Below are 17,202 nucleotides of genomic sequence, written 5' to 3'. Positions count from 1 at the left end.
CGGCGCAGCAGTTCCTGCAGAACGGGATCAGCGGGCGAGGAGGCTCAGCGCCACGACGATGCCGAGCTGCACGGCGGCCAGCGGGAGGAGGGCCACGACGCCCAGCCGGGCGAGGCGCCCGAGCGCGAGGACCGGGAAGCGCCGCGCGGCGAGGACGAGCACGCCGCCGAGGATCGCGGTCGCGGCGACGAGGAGCGGCACGCCCGGTCCGGCGCCGAGCAGCAGCAGGGACGCCGTCGCCGAGGCCGCGACGACCTGCGCCGCCGCGCCGGCCCCGGCGAGCAGGCGCGCGGAACCGCCGAGCCGCGCAGTCGCCGGCTGCACCGCCCACGGCAGCAGCACGCCACCCACGACGAGGATCAGGAGGAACGCCACCGGCGCCTCGACGGCCAGCGGGAGGCCGAGCCGGCCGGCCGCCACGTCCGTGATCCGCACGCTCCCGACGGCGACGGCGGGCGACGCGAGCGCGAGGAGCAGCGGCGCCTCGAGCGCGAGCGCGGCGGGGAGGACGCGGCGACCGGCGAGCAGCCCGGCGCCGACCCACCAGATCGCGTCGGCGACGACGAACCAGCCGAGTCCGGGAGCTGCACCGAGCAGGGCGGGCCCCGCGAGCGGCAGCGCGAGCACCCGGACCGCGGGCGCGAGGAGGAGCAGCGCGCCGCCGACGACCTCCGCCGGCCGGGCTCGGGCGGTGCGGGTCCGGACGAGCCGCGCGCCTTCGGCGAGCGGCGCGAGCACCGCGATCGACGTCATGCCCGTCCCGCGGGCGTCGAGGGCGGCCCGGAGCGCGACGACCGCGGCGCCCAGCAGGAGGAGGGTGACGACGGCGAGCAGCGCGGCGACGACCGGGCCGATCTCAGCCACCGACGGCCTCCGTGACCGCCACGATCGCGGGCACGTCCCCGACCCTGGCGCCGATCAGCCGACGCCTCGTCGTCGGTGCGTCCGTGCCGTCGATCGCCGCCGTCAGCAGCGCGAGCACCCGCTGCCGGAGGTCGACCGCGGGCACGTCCGCGCCGGCCGACCACCGGTACGAGGCCGACCGGCCGACGAGCGCGGCGACGCGGCGGAGGGGGGACCGCACGCGCTCCGGCGGCGCACCGGCGAGCAGGAGGTCGACGACGCGGTCGAGCCGGTGCGCGGGGGCCTCCCAACGCGTGAGCCGCAGCAGGCGGGCGGCGTCGGCGGCGGCGAGCAGCCCGGGCGGCGCGTCCTCCTCAGCGGCGGGCCCGATGCGCCGGACGCCGACCGCCGCGATGCGCCCGCCCGGCCCCGTCGCGCACTCGACGACGAGCCCGGGCGGCCACGCGACGCCGAGCGGGCCGAACGCCCCCTCGGGCGTCGCCACCGGCGCCGGCCCGCGGTGCTCGGCGGCCCGGCGCTGCAGCTCGCGGTCCCCGAGCACCCGGGCGGCGCTGTCGAGCGCGTCCTCCAACTCCTCCGCCGAGCCGATCGTCCGGCGGGCGCGCGGGGCGGGCACCCGCCACCAGAGCGCGTCGACGGCGGCGGCGACCTCCGGATCCTGCGTCCCGCACACGAGCAGGAGGTCGGCGTCCGCGGGCGCCGTCGTGACGACCCAGCTGCGAGCCCGGACGGCCGCCTCGGCCCGCAGCCGCAGCACCGGGTACCCCGGCAGCCCGACCACGAGCACGTGGACCCGCAGCAGCGCGAGGGAGGCGAGGGCCCCCGCCGCGATCACGCGCGGAAGCGGGCGAGCCGGAGGCTGTTGCCGACGACGAGCACGGACGACGCGGCCATGGCACCTCCAGCGAGGATCGGGTTCAGCAGGCCGAGCATCGCGACCGGCAGGGCGGCCGCGTTGTACGCGAACGCCCAGAACAGGTTCCCGCGGATGATGCTGAGCGTCGCCCGGGAGAGCCGCACCGCGGTCGCCACCAGGGTCGGGTCGTCGCGGACGAGCACGAGGTCCGCCGCGGCGCCGGCCGCGTCGGTGCCGCCGCCCATCGCGATCCCGAGATCGGCGGCGGCGAGGGCCGCCGCGTCGTTCACGCCGTCCCCGACCATCGCGACGACGCGGCCGGACTCCTGCAGCGCGCGGATGCGTGCGAGCTTCCCGGCCGGCGACTCGCCCGCGAAGACCGTGCCGATGCCGGTCGCGGCCGCGACCGCCGCCGCGGGGCCCTCGGCGTCGCCGGTGAGGAGCACGGGATCGAGCCCGAGGGTCCGCAGGCGCGCGACCGCCTCGGCGGCGCCGGCCCGCGGCGCGTCGCCGACCGCGAGCACGCCGACCGCGACGCCGTCGCGGGCCACGACGACGGCGGTGGCGCCGTCCTCCTCCGCGGCCCGGACCGCCGTGGCGGCCGGGGCCGTGTCGACGCCCTCCGACGCGAGCCATCCCGATCGGCCCACGAGCACCTGCGCCCCGTCGACGCGCGCCCGCACGCCGCCGCCGGCGACGGCGGTGAAGTCCTCGGCGATCCGCGGACCGCCGGCCAGCGCCCTCGCGACCGGGTGCTCGGAGTCGACCTCCGCGGCGGCGGCGAGGCGCCGCACCTCCGCCTCGGGGAGGTCCGCGAGCGCGACCGTGCCGCGCAGCGCCATCCGACCGGTCGTCAGCGTGCCGGTCTTGTCCAGGACGACGGTGTCGACGCGGCGGGTGCGCTCGAGCACCTCCGGGCCGCGGATGAGCACGCCGAGCTGCGCCCCGCGGCCCGTGCCGACGAGCAGCGCGGTCGGCGTCGCGAGGCCGAGCGCGCAGGGGCAGGCGATGATCAGGGTGGTGACGGCCGCGGTCACGGCGCGGTCCGGCTGACCGGCGAGGAGCCAGCCGACGAGCGCCACGGCCGCGAGGCCGAGCACGACGGGCACGAAGACGGCGGAGACGCGGTCCGCGAGCCGCTGCACCGCGGCCTTGCCGTCCTGCGCACGCGCGACGAGGCGGCCGATGGCGGCCAGCTCCGTGTCCGCGCCCACGCGATCCAGCTCGACGAGCAGGCGGCCGCCGCCGACGGCGACCGTGCCGCCGACGACGCGGTCGCCGGGTCCGACCTCGACCGGCACGGCCTCGCCGGTGAGGAGGGAGGCGTCGACCGCCGACCGCCCGTCGAGCACCCGGCCGTCGCTCGGGACGGTCTCGCCCGGGCGGACGACGACGCGGTCGCCGACGGCGAGGGCCGCGATCGGCACGCGCTCCTCCCGGTCGCCGACGAGGCGCAGCGCGTCCTTGGCGCCGAGCGCGACGAGCGCCCGCAGCGCCGCACCCGCCCGACGGCGGGCCGCCGCCTCGGCGACGCGGCCCGCGAGCACGAACACGGTCACGACGACGGCGACCTCGAGGTACGTGTCACCGTCGCCCCGCAGCAGGGCCGCGACGGACCACGCGGTCGCGGCGACGACCCCGAGGCTGATGAGCGTGTCCATCGTGGTCGTGCCGTGCCGCAGTCCGAGCGCCGCGGCCCGATGGAACGGCCACGCGCACCAGGTGACGACGGGCAGCGCGAGCACCCCGGCGACGACCGCCCAGCCCGCGAAGTGCAGGGCGGGGACCATGGACAGCAGCACGACCGGCACCGCCAGCACGGCGGCGACCACGAGCCGCGGCCGGAGGCGTCGCGCATCGCGCCGCTGCTCGCCCGTGCCCGCGGGCCGGGCGCCGTAGCCGGCCGCCTCGACCGCCGCGACGAGGTCCGGCACGCGCACCGCGCCGCGGACGGTCGCGACCTCGGTGGCGAAGTTCACCGTCGCCGCGGCCCCGGGCACCCGGTTCAGCCGCCGCTCGATCCGCGTCGCGCAGGCGGCGCAGGTCATGCCGGTGATGTCGAGGCGGACCTCGGTCGCCGGCATCAGCGGGCGAGCGTGTAGCCCGCGTCCTCCACGGCCGCCTCGACCTCGGCGCCGGTGAGGGCGCGCGTCGCGGTGACGACGACCGTCGACGCGGCACCGGGGCGCAGGTCGACGGACACCGCCTCGACGCCGTCGAGGGCGGAGAGCTCCTCGGTCACGCTCATGACGCAGTGCTCGCAGGTCATGCCCGCGACCTCGAAGGACTGGCCGCCCCGGTCGGCGGCGTGATGGCCGTGCTCGGCGTGGTGGTCGCCGTGCCCGGCCGCGTGGTGCCCAGCGCCGCCGCAGCCCGCGCCGCCGCAGGCGCAGCCGCCGCCCGCCGCGCTGATGTCCGTGATGCCGAGATCCTGCATGGTGCTCCTCCGTCGGTCTTCCTGGGTGTGGGTCGTCAGCGCACGAGCCGCGTGATCGCGGCGGACGCCTCGCGGAGCTTCTCCTCCGCAACGGGGCCGCCCGCCGCCGCGGCCTCGGCGACGCAGTGGGCGAGGTGGTCGTCGAGCAGCGCGAGCGCGACCGTCTCGAGCGCCTTCGTCGCGGCCGAGACCTGCGTCAGCACGTCGATGCAGTAGGTGTCGTCCTCGACCATGCGCTGGATGCCGCGCACCTGGCCCTCCGCACGGCGGAGGCGCTTCAGGAGGTCGTCCTTGTTCGCGACGTAGCCCACGTGCTCCATGCCCGACACTGTACCCCCCTGGGGTATGGCGCCTCGGCGCGGATCCGCAGTTCCGGGTCGACACGCCGGTGCCGGAGGCCTGCGCGACGGCGCGTCGCGGAGGAACTGCGGATCCGCGAACAGGGGTGTGAGACGGACGCGGGTCGAGCGGAGACTCTGAGGCATGCGGATCCGGCAGGTCGTCCTCCCCCTCGTGGCCGCCGTCGCGCTCGTCGGCTCGCTCACCGCGTGCTCGGGCTCGTCCGGCAGCCCGCCGGCCGCGTCCTCCCCCGCTGCGTCGTCGGCCTCCCCCGCGCCGTCCGTCCAGGCCGTCGACCTCGTCGGGACGCGCTGGACCGTGGAGGGCCGGAAGGGAACCACCGTGCGGTTCGACGGGATCGCCGTCACGGTCGCGGTCGGCGACCTGTCGTCGAGCTTCTCGTGGAGCGCACAGGGCGACCAGGTGCTGATCGGCGCCCGGACCTCGGGGCTCAGCGGCCCGGTCGACGCCTCGTGGCTGACCTCGACGGCCTCCGTGCGGCGGGACGGTTCCGGGCTGCTCCTCGTGGACGCGAACGGGAGCACGACCGCGCGCCTCGCTCCGGACGGTACGGCCGACGGGACGACGCCGACCTCCCTGCTCACCGCCGCAACGGTCGGGAAGGGGGTCGTCGACGCGCCCCCGAGCGCGATCGAGGGTCGGTGGACCGTCGCCGGGGACGTGCGCACCGCCATCACCTTCACGGGCGGCACGTGGAGCGCGACGACCTCCTGCACCACCGGGGCGGTCGGCGGCCGGGGCGCGTACCGCGTCCTCCCCGGCGGCCGGCTGCTCGTGGTCCGCACGATGACGCCGATCCGCGGCTGCCCGATCGTCGACGGGCCCGTGGTGGGTCACGCGTCGGCGATCACCTCGATCGCCCGCGCCGCGTCGTTCCGGGTCAGCGGCGACACCCTGACCCTGTTCGACCGCGACGGCACCGGGCTCGGGTCGCTCGTCCGCGGCTGACCGGTCAGCTCGTCGGGGTGATGCCCGCCTCGCCGACGCCCTGGAACGACTCGATCGCCTCCTCGAGCACGCCGGCGGCGTCGTCGAGCAGCGCCTCCGAGATCACGACGGAGGGCAGCAGGCGCAGCACGCTGTCCCAGCTGCCCGCGTCGAGCGGGATGACGCCGTGCTCCGTCGCGTACTTCAGCACGTGCTTCAGCAGCGCGGGGTTCGGGGTGCGCGTGCCGGGGAGGACGAGCTCGACGCCGAACATCGCGCCCTTGCCGCGGACCTCGCCGACCACGTCGTACTTCGAGGTCCAGCCGCCGAACCGGTCGACGATCGCGCGCTCGACGCGCTGCGCCTCCCCGATCAGGTCCTCGCGCTCGATGAGGTCGAACACGGCGAGCGCCGCCGCCGTCGAGACCGGGTTGCCGCCGAAGGTGCCGCCGATGCCGCCCGGCTGGACGGCGTCCATGATCTCCGCCCGCCCGGTGACGGCGGCGAGCGGCATGCCGCCGGCGATGCCCTTGGCGGAGGTCACGAGGTCCGGCACGACGCCGTGGTGCTCGATGGAGTACCAGGCGCCCGTGCGGGCGATGCCCGCCTGGATCTCGTCGGCGACGAAGACGATGCCGTTGTCGCGGCAGTACTCGGCGATGCGCGCGAAGTAGCCGGGCGCCGGGATGACGATGCCGCCGTCGCCCTGGATCGGCTCGGCGAAGAACGCGGCGACCTCCCGCGGCCCGATGTGGGTCTCGATGTAGTCGATGGTGCGCTCGGCGGCCTCCTCGCCCGTCAGCCCGTCGCGGAACGGGTAGCTGATCGGCACCGAGTAGATCTCGCCGGGGAACGGGCCCATGCCCTCGCGCTCCGGCCAGGGGCGGTAGGTCATCGCCATGGTCATGTTCGTGCGGCCGTGGAAGGCGTGGTCGAGCACGACGAGCGCGCGCCGGCCGGTGAAGCGGCGGGCGATCTTCGCGGCGTTCTCGACCGCTTCGGCGCCGGAGTTGACGAGGATCGAGTGCTTCTCGAAGTCGCCGGGCGTGATCTCCGCGAGCTTCTCGGCGACCTTCACGTAGTTCTCGTACGGCGTGACGGTGAAGAGCGTGTGGGTGAGCTTGTGCGCCTGCTCGGCGACCGCGGCGGCGACGGCCGGGTGCGCGTGGCCGATCGTGGTGACGCCGATGCCGCAGCCCAGGTCGATCAGGCGGTTGCCGTCGACGTCCTCCAGGATCGCGCCGGCGCCGCGCTCCATGTAGATGTTCGCGAGCGTGCCCGCGCCGCGGCTCACCGACGCGACCCGACGCGCCTGCAGCGCGAGGGAGTTCGGGCCGGGCAGGGCCGTGACGACCTTGCGCTCCTGCGGGACGGCGAATGTGCGGGGCTCGGCCGGCGTCATGACCCCCACGCTAGGGACATCCCCCGACGCTCGGCCGGGAGGATCGCCGCGATCGCCCGCCTCGCGCACCCGCGCGTCGCCTCCGCACGGCTCTCCCGCCGGACTTGCTCCGGATCCGTGCCGTTCCACGCCACTCCGGGCGGCACGGATCCGGAGCAAGTTCGGGGAGGGTGGGGGCGTGGAGTTCGATCAGGCGCTGGACCGCGTGCTCGAGATGCTCGAGGGCGGTGACCCTTCGAGCGCCTCACGGCGACGCCGGGTGCTGCTCGGCGTCGCCGGACCGCCCGGCGCCGGCAAGACGACGCTCGCCGAGCGGCTCGTCGCCGCCGTCGAGGCGGACGGCCGGTTCCGCGCCGCGCACGTGCCGATGGACGGCTTCCACCTCGCCGACGCGGCCCTCGACCGGCTTGGCCGGCGGGGCCGGAAGGGCGCGATCGACACGTTCGACGGCTGGGGCTACCGCGCGCTGCTGCAGCGCCTCCGGGACCGCGCGGACGAGCCGGTGTACGCGCCCGGCTTCGAGCGCGTCCTCGAGCAGCCGATCGCGGGCAGCATCGCGGTCGGGCCGGAGGTCGACCTCGTCGTCTCGGAGGGCAACTGGCTGCTGGTCGACGCGGCGCCGTGGTCCGACGCCGCCGGGCTGTTCGACGAGGTCTGGTTCGCGGACGCGCCCGCCGACCTGCTGCGGGAGCGGCTCGTCGCGCGCCACGTCGCCTTCGGCAAGACCCCGGCGGCCGCGGAGGCGTGGGTCGACGCGGTCGACCTCCCGAACGCCGCGCTCATCGCCCCGACGCGCGCTCGGGCCGCCGCCGTCGTCCGCACCGCCTGAGCACGTCAGCAGGAACGAGCGCCTTCAGCAGGAAGCAGCGCGCGACTCCTTCCTGCTGAAGCACCTGGTTCCTGCTGACGTGCTCGGGGCTTCCTGCTGACGCGCTCCGAGGGTCAGTCGGCGAGGCGCTGGAACAGGTCGTGGTCCTGCCACTCCCCCGCGATGCGGAGGAAGGCTGGCGCCATGCCGAAGCGCTCGAAGCCGTTCTTCGCGAGCACCCGCTGGGAGCGCGCGTTGTGCCGCAGCGTCTCCGCCTGCACCCGGTGCAGGCCGAGGTCGCGGAACGCGAGGTCGAGCACCGCGGCGACCGCCGACGACGCGAGCCCCTGCCCGTTCCGCTCCTGGTCGACCCAGTAGCCGACCGAGCAGGACTCGAAGGCACCGCGCGTGATCCCGTTCAGGCGGATCACCCCCGCGAGCCGCCCCGCGTCGTCGAGGATCGCGCGCGCGGCCGCGGTGCCCTCGGCCTCCCGCGCGAGCATCCGCTCGACCTCGACCGCCTGGCCCGGCTCCGTGTAGAAGACGTCCGGCCGGATCGCGTCCCACGGCGCCAGGAAGGCGCGGTTCGCTGCCTGCAGCCGCGCGATCTCCGCCGCGTCGTCGGGGACGAGGGGACGGAGGCGGGACAGCACGGTCCGATCGTGCCACCCCGCGCCGCTACGGCACGGCGTGGAGCGTCAGGTCGCCGGACCGGGCGAGCACCGGGAGGTCGGCGATGCGCCGTCGGCTCGCGTCCGACAGGCCGGTGCCGGTCCGGTCCACGATCACGGCGTCGCCGCCGAGGAGGTAGCCGGTGACGAAGCGCTGCCACCGCGCACTGGTCGGGCGGTCGTCGCTCGCGACCGGGAAGCCCGGGCGGTCGAACGTCCAGCCCGTCACGTCGGGCCAGACCGGGCAGTCGCGCTCGAGCTGCGTCGAGAGCACCCCGATCGCCGCGAGCAGGCCGGGGTCGTCGGAGCGCGTGCAGCCGTCGACCCGCGCCGCGGCGGCGGCGATCGTGGCGAGCGGGCGCGGCGGCGCGGGCGGCTGGAGGTCCTTCTCGGCGGTCGGCGCGACGACGACGGCGGTGAGCACGCCGGTGGCTGCGACGAGGAGCGCGCGCCGCCGCACCCGCTCGAGCGCGACGCCGGCTCCGATGCCGACGACGAGCGCCATCCACGGCGCCGTGAGCGAGACGTAGTGCACGAAGAAGGACGGCGAGGCGAGCACCACGAGGCCCGTCGCGGCGAGGAGCGCCACGGCCCGGCGGCCGAGCGGGGTCCGGCAGGCGAGCACCGCCGCGACCAGGACCACGACCGCGATGACGGCGGTCGGCAGGACGACCTCCGGCACGTCGAGCCCGCCCGACCCCGTCAGCCACCGCGCGCCCGTGATCTCCGACAGCCGCAGACGGACCCCGGCCCCCGGCTGCCGCGGCCGCCCGAGCTGGTCGAGGAACACCTGCCGCACGAGCGCCTCCGGGGCGCGGATCAGGAACGGGGCCACGACGACCGCACCGCCGGCGACGGCGCCGAGGAGGAAGCGGAGGCGGTGCCCGGGGAACGCGGCCAGGACGAGCACCGGCACGACGTACCAGACCTTCACGTCGACGGACGCCCCGGCGATCGCGCCGGCGACGAGCGCCGCGCGCGGGCCGCCCCGCTCGCGCACGAGGATCGCGACGAGCAGCAGGAGGGTCGCCAGGGGCTCGAGGAGGGTGCTCCGCTCGCCGTACGCGAGCGGGAAGAAGGTCGCCGCGATCGCGCCGGCGACGAGCCCGGCGGGCAGCGACCGGCGCCCCGCGAGCACGGCCACCAGGGCGCAGCTCGTGGCGCCGATCCCGATCCAGACGATCCGCGCGACGACGACGGCCGCCGGGTCGCCGATGACGCGGCCCAGGGCGGCGAGCGGCGCGAGCGCGACGAGGACTGCGGGCGGCTGGAGGAAGAGGAAGTCGGCGTAGGGCCAGCGGCCGTGCGCGAAGGACGCCGCGGCGGCGAAGTAGACGCCGTCGTCGTAGGCGGACGAGCCGAGCCAGCCGTCGGTCGCGAGCAGCACGGCGGCCCGCACGACGCCGCCGAGGAGCCCGACGAGCACCGCGACGAGGAGGACGGACCGCGGGACGCTCACGTGAGCTCGGTCGCCGCGGGCACGACGACGCGGAGGACCGCGGGCTTCCGGGAGACGAGCACCGCGTCGCCGCCGACGGAGCGGGCGAGCCGCCGTGCGAGCGCGAGGCCGAGCCCCGCGCCTTCGCTCGCGGGGTCGCGCACGCCGGGCTCGAACACGTCGCCGACCCCCTCCCGGACCCCGTCGCCGTCGTCCGTGACGGACACCGCGATCCGGTCGCCGTCGCGCTCCGCCGCGAGGTGCACGGCCGTGCGACCGTACCGGGCCGCGTTGTCGACGAGCGGGGCGAGCGCGCGGCCGAGCAGGTCAGCGGGGACCGCGGCGACGAGCTCCTCGTCCGGCTCGTCCACGACGATCGGGAGCGCGAGGCCGGTGCGGGCGGCGACGGTCGCGAGCACCGCCGACACGTCCGCCGTGGCGGCGGAGCCGGAGCCGCGGGCGGCGTCGAGCAGCGTCGTCATGGCCGAGCCCATCTCGTCCGCCGCGGCGACGATGCGCTCGAAGCGCTCCCGCTCCGCCTTGCGCAGCCGCGGGGTCGCCGCGCCGAGCTCGGCCTCGCCGCGCATCACGGTGAGCGGCGTCCGCAGCTCGTGGGCGACCTCGGCGGTCAGCCGCTGCTCCGCGCGGATCGCGCGGTCGACCCGGTCGAGCAGGCCGTCGAGCACGGCCGCGAGCCCGGTGATCTCGTCCTTCGGCGCGCCCAGACCGAAGCGGCGGTCGGGGCGCTCGTGCGACCACGCGACGGCGGTCGCGGTCATGGTCGCGACCGGCGCGAGGGCCCGACGGACGATGAGACCCGCGAGCAGCGTGACGCCCGCGACCACGACCAGGCCGGTGACGATCGACGCGGCGACGAGCCGGCCGAGGCCGGAGCGGTACGGCCCGGTGTCGATCGCGACGACGACCCGCCCGACGTCGGCGCCGGGGCGCAGCGCGGCGCCGCGCAGCCGCCACGAGTCGACCTCCACCACGCCGTTCTCACCGCGGGCGAGCCGGTTCACCTCGGCCCGGATCGCCGACGGCACGTTCGGGCCCGCGATCAGCGTCCCGTCCGGGTCTGCGACCCAGTTCGAGGTGTCGAACGTCGGGTCGTCCGCGTCCGCGACGACCGGCTTCCCGCGGACGACCTCCGCGGCGTCCCGCACCGCGGCGACCCGGGTGTCGAGGACCTGGTCCATCTCGTGGTCCGTCGTGCGCCAGGCCACGAGCAGCACCACGACGACGAGCGCGATCATCCCGATCGAGATGATCGCCGCCGTGGTCGCGGTCAGGCGGCGGCGGACGGAGGCGCTGGAGCGCAGCTCGCCGTCCGTCATCCCAGCCGGAAGCCGACGCCGCGGGCGGTGTGCAGCTCGTCGGGCGACCCCACCTGCTCGAGCAGGCGGCGGATGCGGCGCATGTAGGAGTCGAGGGTGTTCGCCTGCACGACCGCGCCGACGGGCCACGCCGCGGCGACGAGCTCGCGGCGCCGGACGACCTCGCCCGGCCGGGCGAGGAGGGTCGCGAGGAGGCGGAACTCCGTCGGCGTCAGCCGCTCCTCCTTGTCCCCGCGGCGGACGGAGAACCGCTCGGCGTCGAGGTGCAGCGCCCTCGGCGACGCCGGGGCGGTCGGCGCGCGCCGCACGAGCGCGGCCACCCGGGCCTGCAGCTCCGCGACCGCGAAGGGCTTCACGAGGTAGTCGTCGCCGCCGGCGCCGAACCCGGCGACGACCTCGTGCACGCCGCCGCGCGCGGTGAGGAAGAGGACCGGCGCGGTCACCCCGCTCGCGCGGAGCGCCTGGCAGAGGTCCCGCCCGTCGCCGTCGGGCAGCCCGATGTCGAGCACCAGGGCACGCAGCCCGGCGTCCGGCGTGAACTCGCGGATCGCCTCCGACGCGCGATGCGCCACCGCGACGTCGAGATCGACCGCCGCGAGCGCCTCGACGACGACGCGCCGCACCTGCGGGTCGTCCTCGCACAGCCCGACCGTTGCCATGGGTCCTCCTCGAACTACGTCAGCAGGTGTCAGAAGCGGATCACGCCGTGGCCGCCGTGCGCGCCGCCCACCGAGCCCGCGGCGGGCAGCGCGAGGGCGCCGGCACCGCCGATCACCAGGCTCCGTCCATGCACGGCCAGACGCTACCGCGGCGCCGCGACACGCGGACGACGCACCTCCGGCCGCGTTCATGCGCGCTTCAGGTCTTCTGGGCGTACCGCGAGTACCGTTCCGTCCCCCGCGACGGCGCGGGCCTGCTCGAGAGGAGCGCACGGTGTCGAAGAAGCACCCGAACCCGGCGGCCAAGCCCTGGGTCCACCTCACCGGATCCGAGAAGCCGTTCGACCAGACGAACGGCGTGGTCGACTTCGACGCCGAGGCGGAGCACGAGCGCGACGACGACGTCCAGACGCTCCTCGAGCGGGGCGCCGCGGGCAGCATCATCAACGGCGGCTTCGGCGGGCTGGGGTGATCGACGGCCGTTCCGTCCTGCAGGACGGGGCGTCCTGCAGGACGGAACGGGGCCGGGCTCAGTCGCCCTTCACGTTGACGAGCTGCCGCAGCACGTGCCGGATCCGGACGAGGTCGGCGGCGTCGGCCATGACCTGCTCGATCGGCTTGTACGCCTGCGGGATCTCGTCGAGGAACGCGTCGGTGTCGCGGAACTCGATGCCGGCCATCGCCTCGCGGAGCTGGTCGTGCGTGAAGGTCCGCCGCGCGGCCGACCGGGAGTACGCCCGGCCCGCGCCGTGCGGCGACGACTCGAGCGCCATCCGGTTCCCGAGCCCCTCCACCACGTAGGAGGCGGTGCCCATCGATCCCGGGATCAATCCGGCCTCGCCCTCGCGCGCGGAGATCGCGCCCTTCCGGGAGACCCAGACGGTCTTCTTGAAGTGCTGCTCCCGCTGCGTGAAGTTGTGGTGGCAGTTGATCCGCTCCTGCTCCACGACGGTCTCGCCGAGGTGCTCCGAGAGCTGCCGCACGACGCGGTCCATCATCTCCTCGCGGTTGAGCAGCGCGAACCGCTGCGCCCACCGCAGCTCGGCGATGTACCGATCGAACTCGGCGGTCCCCTCCACCAGGTAGGCGAGGTCGCGGTCCGGCAGCTCGATCCACCACTGCGTCACCAGGGCCTGCGCGACCTTGATGTGCGCCTGCGCGATCCGGTTCCCGACGCCTCGGCTGCCCGAGTGGAGGAACGCCCACACCCGGTCCTGCTCGTCGACGGAGACCTCGATGAAGTGGTTCCCGCTCCCGAGCGACCCGAGCTGCTGCCGCCACGCCTCGGCGTACCGGTCCGGCGTGAACCCGGCCTCGGCGGCGAGCGCCTCCAGCTCCGTGATCCGCGGCGCCGCGGTCGCGACGATCTTCGCGTTCGCCGCGCCCGCGGACAGCGGGACGGCGCGCTCGATCTGCGCCCGGAGGGCCGGCAGGTCGCCGCGCGCCTCGAGGGCGCCCCGGTCGAACTGCGTGCGGACCGCGATCATCCCGCAGCCGATGTCGACGCCGACGGCGGCGGGCATCACGGCGCCGAGCGTCGGGATCACCGAACCGACCGTGGCGCCGAGCCCGAGGTGGGCGTCCGGCATCAGGGCGATGTGCGGGTGGATGAACGGCATCCGCGCACTGGTGCGGGCCTGCTCGAGGGTGGACTCCTCGAGCACGCTCGCCCAGCTCACGAGCCGCTTGGCGAGGGTCTGCACGAGACCGCTCCTTCCTGTGGTGGAGACCGGTGACCACGGTTCGGGCACGCGGCCTCCCGCGCGGAAGGCAGACGGGGACGCCCGGACCATGACCCGGCCCGGGCGAGACGCGACGACTAGAGGGTCGCGCTCGGACGGGCCGGGAGCAGGGGCTGGAGGTTCACGGGGCGTTCGCTCTTCCGATACGACATCGCGGTTCCTTCCTCTGCTCGACCGGACGCGCGCCGGGTCCGGCGCAGCCGTCAGACGTTACGACGGTCAGGACGGCTGCACAAGACGCACATCAGCCCCATGGCGCGCGATCGCGCTCGAGCAGGTGCTCCGCGTTCCCGGCAGCGGCGGCCGCGTACCGGCCGAGGTTCCGCAGCGTGCTGCCGCGCTGCTCGAGGCAGCGGCGGAGGACGTCGCCCGCGAGCCCCGCAGCGAGCGCTCGTTCGTACAGCGGCGCCGCCCGCTCCTGATCACCCGCGGTGTCGTAGGCACCCGCGACCTCGTGGACGAGCCGCGGCTCGTCCGGGTGCTCCGACTGCAGCGCCTCGAACGCCCGTGGCCCCGATCGCAAGTGCAGGGCTCAGGGGCGGAGGTGGCGCTCGAGGTCCTCGAGCAGGGTGGGGTGCGTCGGCGTCCACCCCAGCTCCGCGCGTGTGATCGCGCTCGACGAGGGCTGGTCGGCAGCGAAGATCGGCCCGAGGGGACCGAACGCCTCGTCCGGCAGCTGCTGGACGGGCAGCCCGAGGCGGCGCCCGATCACGGCCGCGATGTCGCGCACGGCGTCGCCCTCGTCCTGGACCGCGTGCCACGAGGAGCCGGCCGGCGCACGCTCGATCGCGAGCCGGAAGAGCACCGCGGCGTCGAGCGAGTGGACCGCCGGCCACCGCTGCTCACCCGTGCCCGGGTAGCCGGAGACGCCGGTCCGGCGCGCCTGGTCGGTCAGCAGGCCGGCGAACCCGCCGCCCCCGTCCTTGTGCACCGTGCGCGGCAGCCGGATCGCGGAGGTCCGCACGCCGCGGCCGGCGAAGTCGCGCAGCACGCGCGTCACGGTGGCGCCCCGGCCGCCGACGGGGCCGGTCGTCGGCAGCGGGTCGGTCTCGACGGAGGGGCGACCCTCCTCCCAGGGCGTGCCGGACACGATCGCGAAGGGCCGGTCGCCGCCGACGAGCGCCTCGGCGATCGTCTCGATCGCCGCCGTCTCCTCCGCGATGTTCGCCGCGAGCGCGTCCGGGCCCGAGAAGTCGTTGCCGAACGCGAGATGGATCGCGCCGTCCGCCGCTTCCGTCGCGGCGCGGATCGCAGCGAGGTCGGCGAGGCCCCCGCGGACGACGCTCGCGCCGGCGTCCCGCGCGAGCGCGGCCGAGGCGTCGGACCGGGCGAGCACGGTCGCGCCGTGGCCGTGCTCGAGGAGCTCGGCGACCACCGCCGAGCCGATGTTGCCGGTGCCGCCGGTGATGAAGAGCTGCATGGGGACCTCCCGTGGTGATGCGACTTGTGTCCCATCACCGTAGCACCGCGATGCGACATCGGTCCCATCACTGGGGGCGACGGGACGACCGTCCCGTCGAATACCCTGCTCGGATGGGTCGCTGGGAGCCGGGAGCACGCGAGCGGCTCGTGCTCGCTGCCGTCGACCTGTTCCACGAGCAGGGCTACGACGAGACGACCGTCGCGCAGATCGCCGAGCGGGCGGGCGTGACGCGGAGCACGTTCTTCCGGCACTTCCCCGACAAGCGCGACGTGCTCGTCGCCGGCCAGGCGGCGCTCAGCGCGCTCCTCGCCGAGGGCATCGCCGCTGCGCCGGTGGACGCGGGCCCGCTCGACGCGGTCGCGGAGGGCCTCCGCCGCGCCGCGGAGGTCTACGGCCCGATGAGCCGGGAGATCGCCCCGCGCATCGAGGCGGTCGTCAGCGCGAGCGCGGAGCTGCGCGACCGGAACGCGCAGAAGGCCGTCGGGCTCGCGGCCGCGATGGAGGACGCCCTCGTCGCCCGCGGCACGGCGCCGGTCGTCGCGCGCCTCGCCGCGGAGCTCGGCGTCCTCGCGCACCATCGCGCCTTCGAGCGCTGGGCGGGCGAGCCGGACGCGACCCCGGACGCGATGGCGCGCTACTCGGTCGACGCGCTCGACGAGCTGCGTGCGGCGGCCGCGAGCCTCGGCTGACCGGCGTGCACTCCCCCGTCACTGGTAGGTGATGAGGTCCGGCGTCGGATGCACCTGCTGCAGCGTCTGCTGCGGCGTGAGGACGGGCCGGTCCTTCTTCAGGAAGTTCTTCCAGCCCCAGCCGACGTCCGGCGCGCCCGCGCGGACGGCCCGCCACGTCGCCTGCTTGTCGGGCTGCGACCCCTGCCCGTCGACGTGGATGAGCACGTCGAGCTCGGGCCGGTCGACGACGACGTCCTGCCGCTGCTGCAGCATCGTCAGCCGGAACTCGTGGAGGACGAACGGCTTCGGCGGCAGCCCCTTCGTCCGCACGAGGTCCGCGAGCCAGGCGGAGGTGCGGTTCACCTCCGCCGCGGACACGCGCCCGATCTGGACGAGCGGCTTCTGCTTCGGTCCGAGGCGCCACTCCGGGTCGAGCGCGAGCCCGACGCCGGGCTTCTCGAGCAGCGACGCGTAGGCCTTCGCCTGGGTCAGGAAGTCGCTCCGGCCGGGCTGCAGGTCGAGGATCACCGGGACGCCGGCCGCCAGCGCGCGGTCGACGTACGGCTCGAGCGTCGAGGCGTCGATCTCGCTCGAGTAGTCGCCGTCGTCCGTCGGGCCGCCCGCGGCGACGGTCGCGATGACCTCGAGCATCGGCGAGACGGTCCGGCTCGTGCGCTTCGCGTACTGCCGGGACAGCGCCTTCACCCGCGCGATCGTCGCGGGTCCGCTCTGCTGCCCGAGCACGCCGAGCACGCCGTCGCTCGGGGTGCCGTAGAGGGCGACGTGGAGGCTGCGGCCGTCCCAGGCGCGCTGCGATCCGTCCGCATAGGTCCAGCCGGTCCGTGCGGCGGCGACCGACCAGGCGAGGTCGGCGCGGCTCGCGAATGCGGCGCCGACGAGGACGACCCGGTCGTCCTCCTCCGCGGCGATCGCCTTCACGACGGCGGGGTCGCCGTTCAGGTCCGTCGAGCGCGCCGCCACGACGGTCGCGCCCGCCGCCTTCGCGGTGGCGAGCGCGACGGCGTCCGCGCGCTCGTCGGTCGCCACGACGACCGCGCCTGGCCGCGAGGCGAGCGGCGGCGGCGAGGCGCTCGCGGACCGCGTCCGCAGGCCGGCGAGGCGGGACCCGGCGCCGAACCCGACGCTCCAGGTCGCGCCGAGCCGCCGCGCCTCGACGGCCGCGTCGCCACCGCCCGTGAGCAGCAGCGGCACGCGGAGGCGCACGGCCGCCGCAGCGGCGGCGCGCTGCGCCGACGAATCGCCCGCGGGCGCGAGGACCACGCCGGGCGACGCCGTGAAGAGGGCGCGACTCGCGGCCGCGGCGCGGGCGGCGGCCGAGGAGCCGTCCACGGCGACCGTCGCACGGGCGGTCGCGAGTCGGACCGGCGCGACGACCGATCGCGACGGCTGCGGCTGCGGATCCGCCGTGCATCCGGCGAGCACGAGCGCCGCGGCGGCCGTCAGGACGAGGAGCAGTCGGCGCATCCCCTCCATCCTCCGCCGAGTCGACCCGATCCGCTCGCGGATCCGCAGAACCGGGCGGACGCGCCGCGCGGCGGAGGGGTCGGACCGGCGTGTCGGCCGGGATCCGCGGATCGGCGGAGGAT

General features: G+C 76.1%; 18 protein-coding genes. 4 read left to right on the top strand and 14 right to left on the bottom strand.

Annotated elements, in window-relative coordinates; all coding sequences use genetic code 11:
• Positions 1–27: 27 nt before the first annotated feature.
• From CLV52_RS06365 to CLV52_RS06345, 5 genes are read right to left on the bottom strand one after another with little or no spacing between them, the layout of a single operon-like run.
• On the bottom strand, positions 28–864 hold the full coding sequence (locus CLV52_RS06365) for a hypothetical protein (protein ID WP_133765407.1): 837 nt from the start codon (positions 862–864) through the stop codon (positions 28–30).
• On the bottom strand, positions 857–1,699 hold the full coding sequence (locus CLV52_RS06360) for a hypothetical protein (RefSeq protein ID WP_133765406.1): 843 nt from the start codon (positions 1,697–1,699) through the stop codon (positions 857–859). Before CLV52_RS06360 ends, CLV52_RS06365 begins: the two co-directional genes overlap by 8 nt.
• Positions 1,696–3,804, bottom strand: coding sequence for a heavy metal translocating P-type ATPase (locus CLV52_RS06355; RefSeq protein ID WP_133765405.1), 2,109 nt, complete (start codon positions 3,802–3,804; stop codon positions 1,696–1,698). Before CLV52_RS06355 ends, CLV52_RS06360 begins: the two co-directional genes overlap by 4 nt.
• Complete coding sequence (locus CLV52_RS06350; protein ID WP_133765404.1) at positions 3,804–4,157, bottom strand: heavy-metal-associated domain-containing protein; 354 nt, start codon at positions 4,155–4,157, stop codon at positions 3,804–3,806. The genes CLV52_RS06355 and CLV52_RS06350 overlap by 1 nt, the downstream gene beginning before the upstream one ends.
• Positions 4,158–4,192: 35 nt before the next feature.
• Complete coding sequence (locus CLV52_RS06345) at positions 4,193–4,477, bottom strand: metal-sensitive transcriptional regulator (RefSeq protein ID WP_133765403.1); 285 nt, start codon at positions 4,475–4,477, stop codon at positions 4,193–4,195.
• 163 nt (positions 4,478–4,640) lie between these two features.
• Between CLV52_RS06345 and CLV52_RS06340 the strand changes: the two genes are divergently transcribed.
• Complete coding sequence (locus CLV52_RS06340) at positions 4,641–5,465, top strand: hypothetical protein (RefSeq protein WP_133765402.1); 825 nt, start codon at positions 4,641–4,643, stop codon at positions 5,463–5,465.
• Positions 5,466–5,469: 4 nt separating this feature from the next.
• Here CLV52_RS06340 and CLV52_RS06335 read toward each other — a convergent pair whose 3' ends face one another.
• The gene (locus CLV52_RS06335; protein WP_133765401.1) at positions 5,470–6,846 is read right to left on the bottom strand and encodes an aminotransferase class III-fold pyridoxal phosphate-dependent enzyme; all 1,377 of its coding nucleotides are present in this window, start codon (positions 6,844–6,846) and stop codon (positions 5,470–5,472) included.
• A gap of 178 nt (positions 6,847–7,024) precedes the next feature.
• Between CLV52_RS06335 and CLV52_RS06330 the strand changes: the two genes are divergently transcribed.
• Positions 7,025–7,675, top strand: coding sequence for a nucleoside/nucleotide kinase family protein (locus tag CLV52_RS06330; RefSeq protein WP_246017982.1), 651 nt, complete (start codon positions 7,025–7,027; stop codon positions 7,673–7,675).
• Between the two features lie 113 nt (positions 7,676–7,788).
• On the opposite strand, the gene CLV52_RS06325 is transcribed toward CLV52_RS06330, so the two are convergent.
• From CLV52_RS06325 to CLV52_RS06310, 4 genes are read right to left on the bottom strand one after another with little or no spacing between them, the layout of a single operon-like run.
• A complete protein-coding gene (locus CLV52_RS06325; RefSeq protein ID WP_211342617.1) occupies positions 7,789–8,307 on the bottom strand; it encodes a GNAT family N-acetyltransferase in 519 nt (172 codons plus the stop codon).
• A gap of 25 nt (positions 8,308–8,332) precedes the next feature.
• On the bottom strand, positions 8,333–9,784 hold the full coding sequence (locus tag CLV52_RS06320; protein WP_133765400.1) for a hypothetical protein: 1,452 nt from the start codon (positions 9,782–9,784) through the stop codon (positions 8,333–8,335).
• A complete protein-coding gene (locus tag CLV52_RS06315) occupies positions 9,781–11,100 on the bottom strand; it encodes a sensor histidine kinase (protein ID WP_133765399.1) in 1,320 nt (439 codons plus the stop codon). Before CLV52_RS06315 ends, CLV52_RS06320 begins: the two co-directional genes overlap by 4 nt.
• Complete coding sequence (locus tag CLV52_RS06310) at positions 11,097–11,759, bottom strand: response regulator transcription factor (protein ID WP_133765398.1); 663 nt, start codon at positions 11,757–11,759, stop codon at positions 11,097–11,099. The genes CLV52_RS06315 and CLV52_RS06310 overlap by 4 nt, the downstream gene beginning before the upstream one ends.
• A 274-nt stretch (positions 11,760–12,033) precedes the next feature.
• Here CLV52_RS06310 and CLV52_RS06305 point away from each other — a divergent pair, with 274 nt between their 5' ends.
• Entirely contained in the window at positions 12,034–12,231 is a 198-nt protein-coding gene (locus CLV52_RS06305) for a hypothetical protein (RefSeq protein WP_133765397.1), read from the top strand.
• A 58-nt stretch (positions 12,232–12,289) separates the two neighbouring features.
• Here CLV52_RS06305 and CLV52_RS06300 read toward each other — a convergent pair whose 3' ends face one another.
• The 3 genes from CLV52_RS06300 to CLV52_RS06290 all read right to left on the bottom strand — a co-directional run bounded on the left by CLV52_RS06300 (position 12,290) and on the right by CLV52_RS06290 (position 14,921).
• The gene (locus tag CLV52_RS06300) at positions 12,290–13,462 is read right to left on the bottom strand and encodes an RtcB family protein (protein WP_133765396.1); all 1,173 of its coding nucleotides are present in this window, start codon (positions 13,460–13,462) and stop codon (positions 12,290–12,292) included.
• 283 nt (positions 13,463–13,745) lie between these two features.
• Entirely contained in the window at positions 13,746–14,024 is a 279-nt protein-coding gene (locus CLV52_RS06295) for a tetratricopeptide repeat protein (protein WP_246017981.1), read from the bottom strand.
• A 9-nt stretch (positions 14,025–14,033) separates the two neighbouring features.
• Positions 14,034–14,921 (bottom strand): SDR family oxidoreductase, encoded by an 888-nt coding sequence (locus CLV52_RS06290; protein ID WP_133765394.1) that lies wholly within the window; start codon positions 14,919–14,921, stop codon positions 14,034–14,036.
• Positions 14,922–15,034: 113 nt separating this feature from the next.
• On the opposite strand from CLV52_RS06290, the gene CLV52_RS06285 reads away from it, so the two are divergent.
• Complete coding sequence (locus CLV52_RS06285) at positions 15,035–15,613, top strand: TetR/AcrR family transcriptional regulator (RefSeq protein WP_133765393.1); 579 nt, start codon at positions 15,035–15,037, stop codon at positions 15,611–15,613.
• 18 nt (positions 15,614–15,631) lie between these two features.
• Here the strand turns inward: CLV52_RS06285 and CLV52_RS06280 are convergent, their stop codons facing one another.
• Positions 15,632–17,080, bottom strand: coding sequence for a hypothetical protein (locus CLV52_RS06280; protein WP_246017980.1), 1,449 nt, complete (start codon positions 17,078–17,080; stop codon positions 15,632–15,634).
• Between the last annotated feature and the right edge of the window lie 122 nt (positions 17,081–17,202).

It is taken from the genome of Amnibacterium kyonggiense, assembly GCF_004364555.1.
GTDB classification, from domain to species: Bacteria; Actinomycetota; Actinomycetes; order Actinomycetales; family Microbacteriaceae; genus Amnibacterium; species Amnibacterium kyonggiense.
Note: the sequence above shows the minus strand (reverse complement) of the source record. Positions and strands in the feature narration are given on the sequence as shown.

Coding starts and splice junctions, on each gene's coding strand:
- CLV52_RS06340 (WP_133765402.1), top strand. CDS start 4,641: ATGCGGATCCGGCAGGTCGTCCTCCCCCTCGTGGCCGCCGTCGCGCTC.
- CLV52_RS06350 (WP_133765404.1), bottom strand. CDS start 4,157: ATGCAGGATCTCGGCATCACGGACATCAGCGCGGCGGGCGGCGGCTGC.
- CLV52_RS06345 (WP_133765403.1), bottom strand. CDS start 4,477: ATGGAGCACGTGGGCTACGTCGCGAACAAGGACGACCTCCTGAAGCGC.
- CLV52_RS06280 (WP_246017980.1), bottom strand. CDS start 17,080: ATGCGCCGACTGCTCCTCGTCCTGACGGCCGCCGCGGCGCTCGTGCTC.
- CLV52_RS06335 (WP_133765401.1), bottom strand. CDS start 6,846: ATGACGCCGGCCGAGCCCCGCACATTCGCCGTCCCGCAGGAGCGCAAG.
- CLV52_RS06315 (WP_133765399.1), bottom strand. CDS start 11,100: ATGACGGACGGCGAGCTGCGCTCCAGCGCCTCCGTCCGCCGCCGCCTG.
- CLV52_RS06290 (WP_133765394.1), bottom strand. CDS start 14,921: ATGCAGCTCTTCATCACCGGCGGCACCGGCAACATCGGCTCGGCGGTG.
- CLV52_RS06355 (WP_133765405.1), bottom strand. CDS start 3,804: ATGCCGGCGACCGAGGTCCGCCTCGACATCACCGGCATGACCTGCGCC.
- CLV52_RS06285 (WP_133765393.1), top strand. CDS start 15,035: ATGGGTCGCTGGGAGCCGGGAGCACGCGAGCGGCTCGTGCTCGCTGCC.
- CLV52_RS06310 (WP_133765398.1), bottom strand. CDS start 11,759: ATGGCAACGGTCGGGCTGTGCGAGGACGACCCGCAGGTGCGGCGCGTC.